General features: G+C 66.3%; 11 protein-coding genes and 1 pseudogene. 5 read left to right on the top strand and 7 right to left on the bottom strand.

Annotation, left to right across the window (positions count from 1 at the left end):
* Position 1: 1 nt before the first annotated feature.
* Both QAD21_RS20045 and QAD21_RS20040 read right to left on the bottom strand, forming a co-directional pair.
* Entirely contained in the window at positions 2-1,549 is a 1,548-nt protein-coding gene (locus QAD21_RS20045) for an MFS transporter (RefSeq protein WP_205333954.1), read from the bottom strand.
* Positions 1,546-2,130, bottom strand: coding sequence for a TetR family transcriptional regulator (locus QAD21_RS20040; protein WP_068971108.1), 585 nt, complete (start codon positions 2,128-2,130; stop codon positions 1,546-1,548). Before QAD21_RS20040 ends, QAD21_RS20045 begins: the two co-directional genes overlap by 4 nt.
* Positions 2,131-2,238: 108 nt before the next feature.
* Here QAD21_RS20040 and QAD21_RS20035 point away from each other — a divergent pair, with 108 nt between their 5' ends.
* Together QAD21_RS20035 and QAD21_RS20030 are read left to right on the top strand one after the other, a co-directional pair.
* On the top strand, positions 2,239-3,336 hold the full coding sequence (locus tag QAD21_RS20035; protein ID WP_205333967.1) for a GIY-YIG nuclease family protein: 1,098 nt from the start codon (positions 2,239-2,241) through the stop codon (positions 3,334-3,336).
* 96 nt (positions 3,337-3,432) lie between these two features.
* Positions 3,433-4,249, top strand: a pseudogene (locus QAD21_RS20030) (SDR family oxidoreductase).
* A 13-nt stretch (positions 4,250-4,262) separates the two neighbouring features.
* Here QAD21_RS20030 and QAD21_RS20025 read toward each other — a convergent pair.
* Positions 4,263-4,985, bottom strand: a complete 723-nt coding sequence (locus QAD21_RS20025) for a hypothetical protein (protein ID WP_068971106.1) — start codon at positions 4,983-4,985, stop codon at positions 4,263-4,265.
* 384 nt (positions 4,986-5,369) lie between these two features.
* On the opposite strand from QAD21_RS20025, the gene QAD21_RS20020 reads away from it, so the two are divergent.
* Positions 5,370-5,630, top strand: coding sequence for a hypothetical protein (locus QAD21_RS20020; RefSeq protein WP_205333953.1), 261 nt, complete (start codon positions 5,370-5,372; stop codon positions 5,628-5,630).
* Positions 5,631-5,655: 25 nt separating this feature from the next.
* On the opposite strand, the gene QAD21_RS20015 is transcribed toward QAD21_RS20020, so the two are convergent.
* Both QAD21_RS20015 and QAD21_RS20010 read right to left on the bottom strand, forming a co-directional pair.
* Positions 5,656-6,549, bottom strand: a complete 894-nt coding sequence (locus QAD21_RS20015) for an IS3 family transposase (RefSeq protein WP_165630008.1) — start codon at positions 6,547-6,549, stop codon at positions 5,656-5,658.
* Positions 6,546-6,860 (bottom strand): transposase, encoded by a 315-nt coding sequence (locus tag QAD21_RS20010; RefSeq protein WP_068969944.1) that lies wholly within the window; start codon positions 6,858-6,860, stop codon positions 6,546-6,548. The genes QAD21_RS20015 and QAD21_RS20010 overlap by 4 nt, the downstream gene beginning before the upstream one ends.
* A 363-nt stretch (positions 6,861-7,223) precedes the next feature.
* On the opposite strand from QAD21_RS20010, the gene QAD21_RS20005 reads away from it, so the two are divergent.
* Positions 7,224-7,760, top strand: a complete 537-nt coding sequence (locus QAD21_RS20005; protein ID WP_280360181.1) for a hypothetical protein — start codon at positions 7,224-7,226, stop codon at positions 7,758-7,760.
* 472 nt (positions 7,761-8,232) lie between these two features.
* Positions 8,233-9,180 (top strand): adenylate/guanylate cyclase domain-containing protein, encoded by a 948-nt coding sequence (locus QAD21_RS20000; protein WP_205333914.1) that lies wholly within the window; start codon positions 8,233-8,235, stop codon positions 9,178-9,180.
* Positions 9,181-9,509: 329 nt separating this feature from the next.
* Here the strand turns inward: QAD21_RS20000 and QAD21_RS19995 are convergent, their stop codons facing one another.
* Both QAD21_RS19995 and sigK read right to left on the bottom strand, forming a co-directional pair.
* Positions 9,510-11,747 carry an NADP-dependent isocitrate dehydrogenase gene (locus QAD21_RS19995; RefSeq protein ID WP_280360180.1) on the bottom strand — a complete coding sequence of 746 codons (2,238 nt, stop codon included), beginning with the start codon at positions 11,745-11,747 and terminating at the stop codon, positions 9,510-9,512.
* A gap of 328 nt (positions 11,748-12,075) precedes the next feature.
* Entirely contained in the window at positions 12,076-12,630 is a 555-nt protein-coding gene (gene sigK / locus QAD21_RS19990) for an ECF RNA polymerase sigma factor SigK (protein ID WP_058249824.1), read from the bottom strand.
* Between the last annotated feature and the right edge of the window lie 105 nt (positions 12,631-12,735).

Here is a 12,735-nt window from a genome sequence, read left to right as displayed (position 1 = left end):
GTCAGTGCTGCGCGGCCGTGACATCCGTGCCGCGCGGCACGAGCGCGAAGACGGCCACGGCGACGGCGACCAGCGTGACCCCGCCGACCAGGCTCGTCTGCTGCATGGCGTCGGTGAACGCGGCCGCCGCCCGCTCCGCGAGGCCCGGTGCCCCGGCGGCTTCGGCGAGACCCATGGCGGCGCCGAGGGATTCGCCGGCCGCGTCGGTCACCTCGGCGGGTACGCCGGGGACGGGCTCGGCCGTCAGCGTGGTCCGGTAGATGATCGACGCCACGCTGCCGAGGATCGCGACCCCGAGCACATTGCCCAGGTCGTAGGCGGTCTCTTCCAGCGCGGCGGCGTTGCCCGCCTTGGCATCCGGGGTGCCGGCCATGATCATCGCCGATGCGATGGCCAGTGATCCGATGCCGAATCCGACGAACACCTGGGCGGTGGCGACGGTGCCGTAGTCGAGGCCGTCGGAACCGAGGAACATCAGCGCCATCCCGACGCCGGCGATGCCGATACCGCCGGCCACGACGGCTCGGGCTCCGATCATCCGGGACAGCGGGGCGGCGATCATCGAGGACACGATCGCCGCTCCCGCCACCGGCAACAGCCGCACACCGGCCGCGATCGGGGAGTGGCCCTCGACCAACTGGAGCCACTGGGCCAGCAGCAAGAGCGCCGCCGCCAGTCCGAACATCGAGCCGAGCGCGGCGAGAACACCCGCACTGAACGGCCGGCTGCGGAACAACGAGACGTCGAGAAGCGGCTCGGTGCGTCGCATGCAGCGTCGGACGAACAGGGCCAGGATGAGGACCGCGCCGATCAGGGCCACCCAGGCGGCCGGTGCGAGGAGGCTCTCCTCCTTGGCGAACCGCTTGATGGCCCAGACCAGGGCGACCATGCCGGCGATCGACATCAGCGCACCGACGGCGTCCCACCGGCCCGGCTGCGGGTGCTTCGACTCCGGCAGGATCAGCACTGCGGCCACGATGGCGACCGCCATCAGCGGGACGTTGACGAGGAACGCGGCGCGCCACGAGAAGTACTCGAGCAGAACTCCGCCGACGATCGGCCCGACGGCCGCACCGAGGCCCGACACCGCGGCCCAGAGCCCGAGGGCGGTCGCACGCTCGGCGGGGTCGGTGAAGATGCTGCGCAGCAGGGACAACGTGGTCGGCATGATCATCGCGCCGCCGACGCCCAGCAGCACCCGGACCGCGATCACCGCCTCGGGTGACTCGGCCAGCAGGACCAGTGCCGAGGCCCCACCGAACACCGCGAAGCCGGTGACCAGCATCCGTTTTCGGCCCCACCGGTCGGCCAGTGAACTCATGGAGAGCAGCAGGCCGGCCAGGACGAGCGAGTAGGCGTCGATGATCCACAGCTGCTGATCGGCGGTCGGGCGCAGGTCGCCGGCCAGGTCGGGGAGTGCGACGTTGAGGATCGTGAGGTCGACGGTGATGACCAGCAGGCTGGCCGACAACACGGCGGCCGACGCCCATCGGCGCCGGAAGGACAGGCCGTCTGCGCTGGTGGTCTCGGTGGCGGATCGCTGGGTCATCGTCGGCTCCGGTCGTGCTCGGGGGAGGGCAGCCCGGTCAGGGCCGTCAGGGTGGCGGTCAGGTCGTCGAGGGACAGCGGCGTCCCGTAGAGGAGTGCGTGTATGGCCACGCCGTCGGTGTACGCGGCGATCGCGCGAGCGGCCGTCTGCCCGACGTGCGGGATGAGGATCTCGACCAGCCCGTCGGGCCAGCGAACCGCGAGCGGGCGGAGCGCGGGATCGAGGACGGCGGCCGACACGAGCGCGAGGTCGGCGCGGATCAACCGCTCGTCGGACAGATAGTCGTGGAGCGTCTCGGCGAAGACCGCCGCGGCTGGGCCGTGTTCGGCGAGGGTCTCGGCCACCTCGGCCAGGCCGGAGTCGATGTCGTCGGCCAGGCGGGCGAGCGCTGCCTCGCGCAGATCGTCGAGCGTGGCGAAGTACTGCGTCGTCGAACCGAGCGGCACACCGGCACGTTTCGCGACGAGCCGGTGGGTGAGCCCCTCGGAGCCCACCTCGGTGATGAGCGTGGCGGCGGCCTCGACAATGGTGCGTCGCCGTTCCTCGGGATCTCGTCGGCGGCGGGGCGCTGCCTCGGTCATCACTACCCTTCCAAGTTAATGTACGAATGTACATGTACAAACGTACACTAGCGCTTCGCGGGTTTGCGTGTCGGGTGCTGGCATCATGCGACCATGGCGGTGAACAGGATCGATGCGGTCGAGCTGCCCCGGACGGCGCTCGGCGACTTCTTGTCGTCGTCGGCGTTCGCGGAGATGCTCGACCCGGATGACGAGCGCACGTTCTCCCGCAGTGCGGCGGCCCGGCGCGCCGAGGTCGCCGATGTGGTGCGCGCCGTCGACCGTTTCGCCGGCCGACGATTCGTCGACCGGGAGCGCGCCGGCGAGGTCGTCTTCGGCGGGATCACCGCCGGGGGGCTCGGGGTCCGCCCTTCGGTGGTCGACGAGGTCCTCACCCTGCTGCGGCCGGTCGGCGTCCCCGCGCCCGGTGCCCCGAAACCTGTTCCCCACGAAGCGCAAACGGTGCTCGGTAGTTACGTCTATGCACTGGTCGATCCGCGTGACGCCACGGTGTTCCATGTCGACGCCGGCCGCGGGAACCGCGTATACCGCCATACCGCCGCCGCGCTGGCGGGCGACGCACCCGACCCTGCCGACATCGTCGGCGACGACGATCCGGCCGAGGTCGCGGCCGCCATCTCCGAGCGTATCCGCGACATCGACGCCGACGGGTTCGGCGTCGAACACTGGATTCTGCGGTACGATGTAGATTCTGTCGATTCGGCTGCAGCGCACGCGCTTTCGCTACGACGCACGGTAGTCGACGTCGTCGCTCTGGCCGGATCGGAACTTCCGGAGACGCCGGATGCACAGGGGCCGTGGCGCATCGAGGAGCTGATCCTGCGACATGCGGCGCCGGTGTCGCCGCCGTTGCCCGACGTGTGCGTGCTGGTGAAGGTCGACGAGTCCGCCCGCAGCGACGCCACTGCCGAGGTGATCTACGAATCCGCTCGCAGCGCTTGGCGTGCGGGGCCGCACCGAACCGTCCCCGATCTACCGGTGCTGGTGTTCGCCGACGATCTCGTCCGGGCCGTCCATCGCGTCGACTACTGGGAGTCCTACCGCGACGCCGAGGGAAACCTGGATCCGAAGCGGTGGGTGTACACCGGGAAACCCGACGCCGAACTCGAGGCCCGGTATGTGGGTACCAGCCTGCGCGAGGTCCGGCAAGAACGCGGCGGCAAGTGGAATCCGTCCGGCTGGCACCCGTACGGACACGTTCCCTGAGCCTGTTCGTTGGAACAAACTCGCCTGTCGTGATCCGACGAGGGACGCGCGGTCTGGTACTACTCGCGGCATCGTCCATCGACAGAAAGCCGGCGCATGTCCTCGGATCGACGCAGTTCATTCGACCACCGCACCGCCGTGATCACCGGCGCCTCCGCCGGGATCGGCAAGACGTTCGCGGAACATCTCGCCGCGGAAGGGTACGACCTACTGCTGGTCGCCCGTCGGGCCGAACGGCTCGACGAGTTGTCCGAGCGACTACATCGCGAGCACGGCGTTCGCTGTGAGGTGTTCGCCGGGGATCTGTCCGAACCCGGCACGCCGGCCGCGATCATCGAGCGCGCCGATGAACTCGGGCTGGACATCGACGTGCTGATCAACAACGCCGGTATGGTCGCTGAGCACCAAGTTCGCCGAGACGCCGTGGGAGGAGGTCGGAGGGCAGCTGCAGTTGATGCTGACCTCGCTGACCGAGCTGTCCCACCGCGTGCTCCCGGGGATGAAGAAGCGCCGGTGGGGGCGGATCGTGAACGTCTCGTCCATCACGGCGCTGCTGCCTCCGGCGGAGGGCCTGCTCTACTCCGCGATCAAGTCGTATGTGCTGCTGATGTCCCAGTCCCTGGACATGGAGCTGAAACCGCACGGCATCCACGTGACGGCGCTGTGTCCCGGTTTCACCAGGAGTGAGTTCCACGATGCGATGGGTGCGGAGACCCGCGAGACCGCCGATCGCCTGCCCGGCGTGCTGTGGCAGGAGCCGGAGGACGTCGTGCGCGAGGGGTGGAACGCGGTGATGAAGGGCGACGCGGTGTGCGTGACCGGCATGGTGAACAAGCTGGTCACGACGGCCGTGCGTCCCATTCCGCCGGGTATCCAGTACTTCCTCGGCCGGACGCTCAATCCGTTCAAGTAGACGCCGGGGCGGCTCACTTCTTGGTGCGCCGACTCCCGCCGTGCCAGTCCTCCTCGACACCCGCCTCGCCGTCGGTCACTCCGAAGGCCCGCAGTTGTGGCTTCTCCCGCAGGCTCCGCTTGAGCTCGGCGAAACCCGGGAAGCTCGCCAGCCCGATCACGTGGTCCCACAGCACGACCGCGTCGTCGTCACCGGGTAGACGGCTGATCACGGGCCCGAAGAATGCAACTCCCTCGGGCGGCTGGAAGTGGATGATCGGCGTACCCACATCACGACCGGTCAGGGACAGGGCCTCGTCGGTCTCGGTTTGGATCTCCGCGTCGAACTGGGCGTCGTCGAGGGCGTTCAGGTGGTGCGCGGGCAACCCGAGTTCGTCCAGGACGGGTCCGAGGAACTCCGCGGTACCGCGAAAGTCGGTGGTGTCGACGGTGTAGGAACCGGTGTGCGCGTCGAAGATCCGCGTGCCGAGGGCTTCGTAGAGCGGGCCGATGGCGGCCGGTCCGTGTTCGCGGCGGATGCTCGCCGCCGCGCGCAGGAGGCGGAGTCCGGCGGTGTGCCCGGCCTCGTACTCCGGCGGGAACTGCGCGTCGTAATCGACGTGTGCGTTCAGCAGACGTAGCGAGATGAACCGCCATTCCACCGTGTAGTCCCGCTGCGCCTGTACCTTTCGCACCCACTTGCTCGTCATCCACGCGAACGGACAGACGGGGTCGAAGTAGAAGTTGACGTCGGCCATGATTTCGACGGTAGACGACGGGACAGTCCTAGGTGTCGGCAGAAGCCGCCAACAACTGGTCGCCTAACCGGTACCGCTCGACTGAGTGACTGGTGAGCCTGTGACGGGCTCGTTGGGATGGAGGAGGTGCTGCACGGTGGCGAGCGACGGCTGCTCGAGTGGACCGGTGTAGAGCTCGGGTGCCCAGTCATACACGCCCCGTAATCAGCCGGGTGGGCGAAGCCGAAGCTGAAGAAGAATGGTTCAGGCGGACCGCTGCGAGACCAATCTCATTCGTTCACCTCCGGCAGGACCTGAGCCGGTGCGGACATCGAGGTCAATCGGAGTCCGGGTCAGGTGGAACGATTGCGGAGTAGTAGCGGTCTGCCGAGAGAACGAGTGACGGTGGAAGGGTTCTTCGTTCTGCTCACGCCACCGGTCGCCCTCGCGCTCATGTTCTGGGCGTGGACCATCTGGCTCTCCTTCAGCGCCGCTGGCCGAAACATCCGACGATCTTCGGCCGCAGTTTCTGCGGTGCTGGCGATCTGCGGGGCAATTGCTTTCCTCGCGTTGACCAGTCTCGACGATTACAACGACTACCCCGGTCACACGTGTTCGGTGCGTGATGGGTTTGTACCCGTCGGCTTTCCCCTGAGCAACTACTGAGGTTCCCCTGAAAAAGTGGACACGGTTAGCTTGTTTGCTGACTTGTGTGTGATCTGATTTCGAAGTCGATAGGTGAGACCATCCCTAGCGAGCTATGCCTTCTGTCATGGTTGTAGAATCGGATGTAATTGTCAAGTCCGGCAGCAAGATTCGCGTAGCTGCCGTACGCGTGGCGCTTGTAGTTCTCGTGTTTGACCGTTGACCACAACGACTCGGCGCCGGCGTTGTCCCAGCAGATGCCGGTCGCGCCCATCGAGCGTTGCAAACCATGTCGACGGCACGCTGAAGCCATGTCGTAGCTGGTGTACTGACCGCCTCGGTCGCTGTGCAGAATGGTGCCGGCCACCGAACCGCCACGAGTGAGCACTGCAGCATCCACCGCGTCCTCGACGAGCTCGGTGCGCATGTGATCTGCCAGCGACCAGCCCAGCACTCGACGCGAGTGCTCGTCTCGGATCGCGCACAGGTAGGCGTCCCCTTCGCCGCAGGTCAGATAGGTGATATCGGAGGTCCAGACCAGGTTGATGCCGCCGCGATCGAAATCGCGGCCGACCCGGTCCGGCGGGAACGACGCGGCCGGATCGACCTGGGTGGTCCTGACCTTGAACGTGCGCGGACTGATGCCCTCGATGCCCATCTCGGCCATGATCTTGGCGACGGTGTTCTCCGAGACCGCCACCCCCTCAGCGTGCAGATCGGCGGTAATGCGCGGTGAACCGTAGATGCGTCGCGAGGCCTGCCAGTGCGCCAGAATCTTCACTTCCAGATCCCGGCGCCGCTGCTGTCGGGGCGTCAACTCGACACGATGTTGCCGATCTGCCCACGCGTAGAATCCGGACCGCGACACACCCAGGAGAGCAACAAGTTTCGTCACGTCGTGGTTGGCGCACTCCGCGGCGATGAGTTCGAAACGACTCACCGATGATGCTGCGCCGCAAAGTACGCCGATACTTTTTTCAGGAATGCGATATCACGGTCCTTCTCGGCGAGTTCGGCACGCAGCCTGGTCAGTTCTGAGCGTTCACTCGCCGACAGATCTTGGTCGGGCGGCACCTTGCGAACATCATCGGCGACGCCGTCTCGAAGCCGCTCAGCCCGAACCCATTTGCCCAGCAGATTCTCATGCACATTGAGTTCCCGAGCCACCTCGGTGATCGGCCGACCACCATCAATCACCCGACGAGCAGCCTGAGCCTTGTACTCCGGCGTAAACGACCGCCTCCTGGACATGTCGACATCCTTCCAGCAGGACCCCTGGCCCCACTATCTCGGTGTCCACTCAAACTGGGGAGGCTCATACCACCGCCGCCTCCAGACGTGGTGAGCACATTCCATCCCAGCCTCGACTGGTCTCACCGATTCGAGCTCCTTCCCCTCGGCGTGCGCTGCACCTACTGGATTCGAGACGACCCCCGAATCACAATGAGCACCCACAGCCCCCGGCCGTACTCGGTGTGCAGCTACGGAGCGCTCGTCGTTGCCTTCGTCCAGGCCATCCGAGTCGTCAATCCCGACCTGCTCAGACGCGGTGCGTCGCCGCGGCCAGCGCGTGCAGGTGATGGCGGGCAGATGTAGGCGTGCCACAGTTGATGAGTGCGTACCAAGGTGTTGTTTTTCTGGGTGCTCGGTGGAATCATCACCGCCTTCGCCGCCGCGATCGTGCTCATCGGTGCCGCTGGTTGGCTCACTCTTCGCTCGTCGTGGTTCGAGGACAGCCTGTCCAAGGTGTCGGTCACAGAAGACGCCGACGGGGCTGAACGGATCGCCGAAGCCATGGGTGTTCACCTGAACGACAGCGCCATCAACTACGGGGAAGTGACATCGCAGTTGCAAGGCAAACCGAGTGCTTACGTCGTCGTGAAAGCGGACGGTGCGATGTTGCGCGACAGGATCATTCGGCAGTCACGGCTGCACTGTGCGACCACCGATCCGCCGAATATGGCGTCGATGCGCTCACCGTCGAGGCACGGCCCGCCGCCCTCACCGACTCTGATGGCATGTGGCCGGCCGGCTGGCGACTACAACGACCCGGCGTCAGCGGGGGAGTGGGGCGGTCATCTCACCGTCTGGTTCGACCCCCAGGCGGGTGACCGCAGCACATGGCTCTACATTTCCGCCGCCCCATTCTGATCGAACGGGTGCAGCACGCTTCGCGTAGTTCGTACAGCGCCACTCGAACTAATGACGACCCGCCTGTGAGGGCCGACCGTAATGATGGATGAGTGAATTTCGATGGCATGATCCGTGTGCAGGCGGTGCGCTCGTCGACACGGTCGTCCTCCTCGACGAGGCCGTCGGGTAGGGCTGCCCGCGGCGATTAGATGGTGGATGTGCTGGTGGCCACGGCCGGACTATCCGAATGCGCTGCTGATTGCCGCGCGGACAACTGGCCGTTCTATATCGGTTTCGCGTTGTTTGTGTTGTTCTGCGTCTGGATCACCTTGTCGATGTTCGCGACTGTCGACGTCATCAGTCGTCACATCGGGCCCCGTCGCAGTGCGACGTGGGTCGGCGTTGTGTGGCTTGTTCAGCGTTTGGAACGGTGTCACCGAGGCCGCGGCGGTGTCGGTCTCGCGATGAGCGGGGCCACTAGACTCAAGGCGTGACCGGAGCCGACGATTCGACACGTGACCGCGACGGTCTCCCGGATCCCGGTCCGACCGAGGACGATGCGACATCCGCCGCGGACGGCCCGGACGGGCCCTCCGCAGCGAACGATAGGACCGGTGGGTCGACCCGTCGTCGGGGCGACCGGCTTCCCGTCCGACGCGACGATCCCGACCGTCCCGGACCCGGGCGCCGGATGGCCGACCTGCTGGCCCGCACCGACTCCAGGGCCGGGGTCGTCAAGGCGGCTCGCGCCGCACGAGATCTGATCCCGCACGACGAGAACCCGATCACCGGGCCGCGTGCATCCGACCGCGTGGCCCGCCTCATCAGCGAGTCCCGGCCCGAGAAACCCAGTGCCATACGAGAGCTCGGCCTCGCATCGATCCAGGTGTGGCAGGCGTTGGTGACCACACGACGTCGTCGATCCGAACGCACCCCAGTCCCCGCCACCATCTTGGTCACCGATCTCGTCGGATTCTCGACGTGGGCCCTGCATGCCGGAGACGACCAGGTCCTCCAACTCCTGCGCGACGTCAACGGCGTCACCGAGAACATCGTGCGCAGCCGCGGCGGACGCATCGTCAAACATCTCGGCGACGGGACGATGGCCGTGTTCATCGACGGTGTCGAAGCGATCGAGGCCGGTCACGAGGTGATTGTCGCCGTGAGTGCCCTGACGGTCGGGGACTACCGGCCACAGCTGCGAGCCGGTCTCCACACCGGCGAACCGCGGGCGGTCGGTGACGATTTCCTCGGTGTCGATGTGAACGTCGCCGCTCGGGTCGCGGCAGCGGCGGGAGCCGGTGAGCTGTTGGCCAGCGGAGCGACCGTCGAGGCCGCCGGCGCTGATCGGTACGCCACTCGTCGTCGGCGATTCCGCGCCAAGGGGGTACCGCGCGACATCGAGGTGTTCGCCGTCGTGCCCCGCTACTCCGACTGACCGATCCTCGACCTGTTTGCTAGCAGGGTGTGTGTACGCCGAAGAGATCGAGAGGACTACGTGCGGCCGCGCCGACTTTACGGGCCCGATAGACGCGTTGCCTGTGCCCGCCGACACGCACGATGGGCGCACGACGGGCCGTGACCACCGCACGACTGGTCAACCCCAGCTGCGGCTCCCGCCCCTCGAGGATCTTGTCGATCGCACGCACTACTCCACGGGCCGAATGTTGTTGACGCGACGGGCATCTGCGGCCAGCGTCTGATCCAGTTCGAATGGGTCTGATGAGTCGGCGTGGGCCTCACTCGAGACCCACGCCGACTTCCAGATCAGCGCTGCGCGTTCGCGAGTGCCTCGTTGAACGTCGTGCTCGGACGCATGACGGCGGCGGTCTTGTCCCAGTCGGGGTAGTAGTAGCCGCCGATGTCGACCTGCTCGCCCTGAACCGCGTTGAGCTCCTCGACGATCTTGTCCTCGTTGGCCGCGAGGGTTTCGGCCAGCGACGAGAAGTGCTTCGCGAGCTCGTCGTCCTCGGTCTGCGCGGCGAGTTCCTGAGCCCAGTAGAGCGCCAGGTAGAACTGGCTGCCGCGGTTGTCGAGTTCGCCGGTCTTGCGCGACGGTCCCTTGTCGTTCTCGAGCAGCTTGCCGGTGGCGGTGTCGAGGGCCTTCGCGAGGAGAACGGCGCGCTTGTCGTCGAACTTCTTGCCCACGTCCTCGAGGCTCACCGCGAGCGCGAGGAACTCGCCGAGCGAATCCCAGCGGAGGTGGTTCTCCTCGATGAGCTGCTTGACGTGCTTCGGTGCCGAGCCGCCCGCGCCGGTCTCGTAGAGTCCGCCGCCGGCCATCAGCGGGACGATCGACAGCATCTTGGCGCTGGTGCCGAGTTCCAGGATCGGGAACAGGTCGGTCAGGTAGTCGCGCAGAATGTTGCCCGTCGCCGAGATGGTGTCCAGGCCGCGGACGACGCGCTCGAGGGTGTACCGCATGGCGCGGACCTGCGACATGATCTGGATGTCGAGGCCCTCGGTGTCGTGATCCGGCAGGTACTTGTGGACCTTCTTGATCAGCTCGTTCTCATGCGGGCGGTACGGGTCGAGCCAGAAGAGCACCGGCATCCCGGAATCGCGGCACCGGTTCACGGCCAGCTTGATCCAGTCCTGGACGGGCGCGTCCTTGACGATGCACAGACGCCAGATGTCGCCCTCTTCGACGGTCTGGGTGAGCAGCACCTCGCCGGTCTCCAGATCGGTGATGTTGGCGGTGCCGCCCGCGGGGACCTCGAAGGTCTTGTCGTGCGAGCCGTACTCCTCGGCCTTCTGCGCCATCAGACCGACGTTGGGCACCGTGCCCATCGTCGTGGGATCGAACTGTCCGTTGGTCTTACAGAAGTTGATCATCTCCTGGTAGATGCGGGAGAAGGTCGACTCCGGGTTGACGGCCTTGGTGTCCTTGAGCCGGCCATCGGCGCCGTACATCTTGCCGCCCGCGCGGATCATGGCCGGCATCGAGGCGTCGACGATGACGTCGCTGGGGGAGTGGAAGTTGGTGATGCCGCGGGCCGAGTCGACCATCGCCAGCTCGGGGCGATGCTCGTGGCACTTGTGCAGGTCGTCGATGATCTCCTCGCGCTGCGCGCTGGGCAGCGACTCGATCTTGCTGTAGAGATCCGACAGCCCGTTGTTGACGTTGACGCCGAGCTCGTCGAAGAGTTCGCCGTGCTTCTCGAAGGCCTCGCGGTAGAAGACCTTGACCGCGTGCCCGAAGACGATGGGGTGCGAGACGCGCATCATGGTGGCCTTGACGTGCAGCGAGAACATCACGCCGGTCTTGTAGGCGTCGTCGATCTGTTCCTCGTAGAACTTGATCAGGGCCTTCTTGCTCATGAACATGCTGTCGATGACGTCACCGTCGGTCAGCGTGACCTCGGGCTTGAGCACGAGGGTCTCGCCGGAGTCGGTGATCAGCTCCATCTTGACCTTGCGGTCGCCGGAGACGGTCATCGACTTCTCGCCGTGGTAGAAGTCGCCTTCGCGCATGTGGGCGACGTGGGTGCGCGAAGCCATCGACCACTCACCCATGCTGTGCGGGTGCTTCTTCGCGTACTCCTTGACCGCCTTCGGTGCTCGACGGTCCGAGTTACCTTCGCGCAGAACGGGGTTCACGGCGCTACCGAGGCACTTGGTGTACCGGTCGCGAATCGCGCGCTCCTCGTCGGTCTTCGGGTTGCCCGGGAAGTCGGGCAGGTCGTAACCCTTGCCCTGGAGCTCCTTGATGGCGGCGAGCAGCTGGGGGACCGACGCGGAGATGTTGGGGAGCTTGATGATGTTGGTGTCGGACTTCTGGGTCAGCTTGCCGAGCTCGCCCAGGTTGTCGGTGACCTTCTGGTCATCGGGCAGGAGGTCGGAGAACTCGGCGAGGATGCGAGCCGCGACGGAGATGTCGCTGGTCTCGACGGCGATCCCGGCCGCCCCGGCGAACGTGCGCACGACCGGTAGAAACGCGTGAGTGGCGAGCATGGGTGCCTCGTCGGTCAGCGTATAGATGATGGTCGGCTGTTCGGCACTCATGCGATGTGTTCTCGATTCTGTCTTGGTCGACGCGTTTGTGTGTGCGGCCTTGTGGGTCCGGTTTTACCGATATCACGACGGGGATGGACTCGCGTGACATCCACCCATGATTTTGCCTGTCCGGGCCGGGCGGCGGGAGACGTGGTCGGTGGATTCGCGTCGAACGCCAGGTGGTAACGGCTGTGACCTGGCCTGCGTCCCAAAATTTGTGTGGTCGACGCCACAGCCGATTCGTCCGGGGTGCCGACATGAGTCGACCCCACTCGGTTGGCGGGTGATCGCCGTCGAGCGGGGTCGGTCGGGCCGGTGGGGCTTGGCGCGGGTGGTGTCAGGCGACGCGAACCGGCACGGTCTGCCGGAGTCTGATCAGGCCGTCCCGGATGCGGGACTTGACGGTCGGCAGGGCGACGTCGAGATGCTCGGCGACCTCGCGGTAGGTGAGCCCATGGAAGTAGGCGAGCTCGATCGCCTGGCGCTGCAGCGGGGTGAGGGTTTCCAGGCCGGTGTGGATCAGACGGGCGATCTCGCGTCGCTCCACCGATTCGCTGACCTCGTCGACCTCGCGACCGGTGTCGGCGATGCCGTAGGCGACGGTCCGGCGGGTCGCCGCCGACTCGGAGCGCACGCGATCGACCGCGCGACGATGCGCGAGAGTGAGAATCCACGACAGTGCGGAGCCGGACGCGGGATCGTAGGCGTCGGCATTGCGCCAGACCGCCAGGAACGTCTCCTGGGTGGCCTCCTCGCTGTAGCCCGGATCGCGGAGGACCCGCAGCGTCATGCCGTAGACCCGGTCGCACGTCGCGTCGTAGAACTGCGCGAACGCGTCCATGTCGCCGGTGGCCACCCGGGCGAGGAGAGTGCTCAGTTCGGTGTCTTTCATCACGAAGCTCCTTGCCGCAGATGGATTGTCCCGCTCTCGGGGCTCACGTCGGGCGGCACTGCGCCGGGTGGCCGAGTTGCGATGTGTCCAACGCTATGCCCCGCG

Source organism: Gordonia sp. SMJS1 (genome assembly GCF_029866425.1).
GTDB lineage: Bacteria > Actinomycetota > Actinomycetes > Mycobacteriales > Mycobacteriaceae > Gordonia > Gordonia hongkongensis.
Note: the sequence above shows the minus strand (reverse complement) of the source record. Positions and strands in the feature narration are given on the sequence as shown.

Bases quoted from the DNA above. Each gene is read 5' to 3' on its own strand.
- QAD21_RS20010 (WP_068969944.1), bottom strand. From the start codon at position 6,860: ATGTCCAGGAGGCGGTCGTTTACGCCGGAGTACAAGGCTCAGGCTGCT.
- QAD21_RS20040 (WP_068971108.1), bottom strand. From the start codon at position 2,130: ATGACCGAGGCAGCGCCCCGCCGCCGACGAGATCCCGAGGAACGGCGA.
- QAD21_RS19995 (WP_280360180.1), bottom strand. From the start codon at position 11,747: ATGAGTGCCGAACAGCCGACCATCATCTATACGCTGACCGACGAGGCA.
- QAD21_RS20045 (WP_205333954.1), bottom strand. From the start codon at position 1,549: ATGACCCAGCGATCCGCCACCGAGACCACCAGCGCAGACGGCCTGTCC.
- QAD21_RS20025 (WP_068971106.1), bottom strand. From the start codon at position 4,985: ATGGCCGACGTCAACTTCTACTTCGACCCCGTCTGTCCGTTCGCGTGG.
- sigK (WP_058249824.1), bottom strand. From the start codon at position 12,630: ATGAAAGACACCGAACTGAGCACTCTCCTCGCCCGGGTGGCCACCGGC.